At 58.3% G+C, this 3,695-nt stretch carries 3 protein-coding genes and 1 pseudogene; 2 read left to right on the top strand and 2 right to left on the bottom strand.

Annotation, left to right across the window (positions count from 1 at the left end; translation table 11 throughout):
- Both EN969_RS21290 and EN969_RS21285 read left to right on the top strand, forming a co-directional pair.
- A pseudogene (locus EN969_RS21290) lies at positions 1-241 on the top strand (lytic transglycosylase domain-containing protein); the annotation flags it as partial.
- 109 nt (positions 242-350) lie between these two features.
- Positions 351-1,250 carry an alpha/beta hydrolase gene (locus EN969_RS21285; RefSeq protein ID WP_013532597.1) on the top strand — a complete coding sequence of 300 codons (900 nt, stop codon included), beginning with the start codon at positions 351-353 and terminating at the stop codon, positions 1,248-1,250.
- A gap of 59 nt (positions 1,251-1,309) precedes the next feature.
- Here EN969_RS21285 and EN969_RS21280 read toward each other — a convergent pair whose 3' ends face one another.
- The gene (locus EN969_RS21280) at positions 1,310-2,404 is read right to left on the bottom strand and encodes a site-specific integrase (protein ID WP_013532598.1); all 1,095 of its coding nucleotides are present in this window, start codon (positions 2,402-2,404) and stop codon (positions 1,310-1,312) included.
- Positions 2,405-2,642: 238 nt separating this feature from the next.
- Positions 2,643-3,695, bottom strand: a 1,053-nt coding sequence (locus EN969_RS21275) for a porin (RefSeq protein WP_164758396.1), incomplete at its 5' end; no start/stop codon positions are given.

The following is a 3,695-nucleotide window of genomic DNA, read 5'->3' as shown; positions in this document are numbered from 1 at the left end:
CTCCTACGTGCTGACCTTCGCCGGCTACAATGCCGGCCCCAACCGGGCCAGGCAGTGGGTGGGCAGATATGGCGACCCGCGCGGCAAGGACATCGACGCGGTCGTCGACTGGATCGAGCGGATTCCCTACACGGAAACAAGAAGTTACGTTCAGCGAGTGATGGAGAATTACGAGGTCTACAAGATGCGTATTTCCGGCGAATACGACATTGTCGGGGATCTGGTGAACGGGCGGAGTTGAGCCTTTCTGTCCTTCTCCACTTGTGGGAGAAGGCAAGAGCGCCTTTTATTGACCATCCCTGCCCTCGCCTGTAGCTGTCCAGATTGATACAGCGAGGTCGCACATTCCGATGGCAAGCGAGCAGCTTTTTTCCGACTTCTTCTACAGCGCACCGGACGGGTTAAAACTCCATGCGCGCGTCTATGGCGAGGCCAATTCCGGACCCTGGCCGGTTGTCTGCCTGCCTGGCCTGACCCGCAATGCCAGGGATTTTCACGAGCTGGCGCTCTATCTGTCGACGCATGCGGCAACTCCACGAAAGGTCATCGCCTTCGACTACCGCGGGCGCGGGCAGTCAGCTTATGATCCCGACGTCAAAAATTACAATGTCGGCGTGGAGGCCGGCGACATTCTCGCCGGGCTGGCGGCGCTGAACATCGGAGAAGCGGCCTTCATCGGCACCTCGCGCGGGGGATTGATCATCCATGTGCTCGGGACGATGCGGCCATCCGTCCTGAAAGCCATTGTTTTCAACGACATCGGACCGATGATCGAGACGGCCGGACTTGCCCATATCCAGTCTTATCTCGAGCGCGACCCGGCACCGAAAACCCGCACACAGGCGGCGGCCGCCCAGCGCAGCGTGCATGGCGAAGACTTCTCCGCTCTTGCCGGCGCCGATTGGGATCGGATGGTATGGGCTCTCTACCGCGAAACGGATGGTGGGCTGGTGCCGGATTTCGATCCGAAGCTGGTGGATACCGTTGCCAGTCTCGATCTGACGCAGAAGCTGCCTGACCTATGGCCGCAATTCGAGGCGTTGGCCGCGATTCCTCTGCTCACCATACGGGGCGTTAATTCGAGATTGCTGTCCACAGACACGCTCAAGCAGATGAGAGAGCGCCATTCCATGATGGAGACGATCACCGTCGAGGGTCAGGGCCATGCGCCGTTCCTCGAGACCGGCAGCCTACCGGGCGACATAGGCGCTTTTCTCGATCAGGCCGAGCGGAAGAATATCCTGAAGTAAATCCCATGACCGAACAAGGTCACGGGATAGCTATGATAGTATAGGCAAGTTTCTTCAGCCTACTTGGCTTTTGAACTTTTCCGAGTCGCTTTCGGCGACTCCTTAGCGGCGGCGGCTGCCCCGTCCCTCTTTTTCCGCTCTGCCGTCGGCGACGAAGGCGTCGTCACGGGCGAAGAAAACATGGGGCCTTCAGCGCAATTGCCGCCCGGCTGAGTCGATCGAGGCGTTTCCAGCACGATGACACAGCCATCGAGATCGTTGGTGGCCAGATGCGCGTAGCGCATCGTCATCGACAGCGTTTGGTGGCCGAGCCACATCTGCACGCGCCTGATGTCGATGCCGCCCTGGACAAGACGCGAGGCGCAGGTATGGCGCAATATGTGCGGCACCACCTGATCGTCGGCGCCGAGGCCGACTTCGGCCTTCGCGTCGTTCCAGATGGCACGGAACTGTGCCTGGCTGAGCTTGGTGAACGGTCCTTTGGGCCGACGACCCTCGGTGGGAGGCAGCTTGATGACCTCCTTGACCCGCTCGGTCATCGGAATGGTGCGGCTGCGGCCGGATTTGGTGATCCAGAAGGAGACGCGATGCTCCTGGATATCGTTCCAGATCAGCCCAAGCGCCTCGCCGAGACGGCATCCGGTGTCGACCAGGAAAACGGAAAGCCTGTAGGCATCCTCGCTGCGGCTCTTGATGGCGGCGAACAGGCGCGCCTCTTCGTCCCTTTCGAGGAAGCGAATCCGACCCGCCCGCTCCTTCTGGCGGCGGAACTCGGGCAGGCTGTGGATATCTCCCATCTTGTGAGCCTTGCGCAGCAGTTTGCTGAGGGCAGCCATCTTTCGATTGATGGTTGCGTTGCTGTTGCCGCGCTGGCGCAGGGTGCCGATAAGGTTGTCCAGGGTACTTTGGTCAAAGGCGCTGAAACGCTCACCAAGGAGAATCTCGTCTATTTCGCCGATGAACGAGCTGACATTATACTTATGCCGCCCATCATCCCATAATATGTCCCGATATGCTGAAAAAAGATCTCCGACCCGATGCGATTTTACTTCTCTAATCTTGTTGTAGGTGTATCGAATCTTCGGACTTTGAGAAGAAAACATCGAAAAATGATCAGAGGACTCGCCCTCTTGAATCGCTTCGTTCGTCATCATTTGCCACACCCCCGAGTGGGATAGGTCAGCCCTACCCGCTTGGAAGCGTCCTTTCAAGAGATTTTAATCACGCAGTTGTGATTTCATCCGCCCATCAGCGGATCCCACGAAACCACCCCACGGATTTATTCAGCTACCGTTACCCCCATCCTTCCGTTTGCCTTGATCCAGTCACGAAACAAAAACAGCCCGGGCGTTTGCGCGCCCGGGCTGGATTTCACCTGTAAGGAACCAGCCCTTAGAACGAGCGCTGGAAGCGGAGGATACCGCCGATGTTGCTCTTCTTGTCGGCATGGGTCCAGTTGGACACGGTGTCGTTGCCGACATTAAGGTAATCGACTTCGGCCGTAACCGTGAAGCCAGGAACCACGTCGTAGGCGATGTTCGCCGCGATGCCGAGGTTCTTGCCCTCGTCATATGACACCTGAGCGTTGAACGAGGTCTTCTCGTTGAACTTGTAGGTGCCACCGCCCCACAGTGCCCAATTGCCGCTCCACTGCTTGTACATGCCGCGACCACCAGCAGGGAAATTCAAGCTTGCGTCGGTGTAGTTGTCGTCGGTGCCGTAACCGCCCATGATGAACAGCGTCAGCTCGTTCGTCGCGTTCACGTCCAAGCGAACCTTGGTGGCGACTTCTTCGTAGTTGCTGTCATACGAAACAACGCCGGTGATTGCACCCCAGCCCTGCGTCCACTTCACACCGCCGACGACATGCGGAACATAGCTGTCGATCGTGTAGGCGCCATAGCCTTCTTCGAGTGAAACCACAGCCGAGAAGCCGTTGCCAGCATCGAAGTAATACTGGATGACGTTGGTGTCGAAGCCGCCATAGGGAACCAGCGTATCCTGGATGACGTTGCCGGCGTAGCCGACGAACGTATCGAAGGCCGATTCGTCCTTACCGACGCGCAGGCCACCGAGCTGGATCCAGGCGAAGTTCAGCGAAACAGGCTCGTTGCCAGCAGCATTGATGAACGGGCTCGTATCGCGTTGGGTGTTGCTGAAATTGAAGCGGGTCTCGGTGTAGGTCTTCAAGGTGCCGAGTTCGGTTTCCTGACCGGTCCAGGTCTTCAGCGTGAAGCGGGCTCTCTTGCGCCAGGTGTCGTTGCTCTCACCGATGTCCTGATGATCTGCGCTTCTTGCACCATCGAACGAGCCGACGTCGCCGCCACCGATGTCATAACGGATATAGCCGCCGATGCGCAGGCAGGTCTCGGTGCCGGGGATGTAGAAGTAGCCAGCGCCGTAGACGTCGCAAATCTTGACGTATTCAGCGGGTTCCGGCTCGGC

The sequence above is a fragment of the Mesorhizobium sp. M7A.F.Ca.CA.003.01.2.1 genome (genome assembly GCF_003998945.1).
GTDB lineage: Bacteria > Pseudomonadota > Alphaproteobacteria > Rhizobiales > Rhizobiaceae > Mesorhizobium > Mesorhizobium ciceri.
This window is presented reverse-complemented; position numbering and strand designations above follow the sequence as displayed.

Coding starts and splice junctions, on each gene's coding strand:
- EN969_RS21285 (WP_013532597.1), top strand. CDS start 351: ATGGCAAGCGAGCAGCTTTTTTCCGACTTCTTCTACAGCGCACCGGAC.
- EN969_RS21280 (WP_013532598.1), bottom strand. CDS start 2,404: ATGATGACGAACGAAGCGATTCAAGAGGGCGAGTCCTCTGATCATTTT.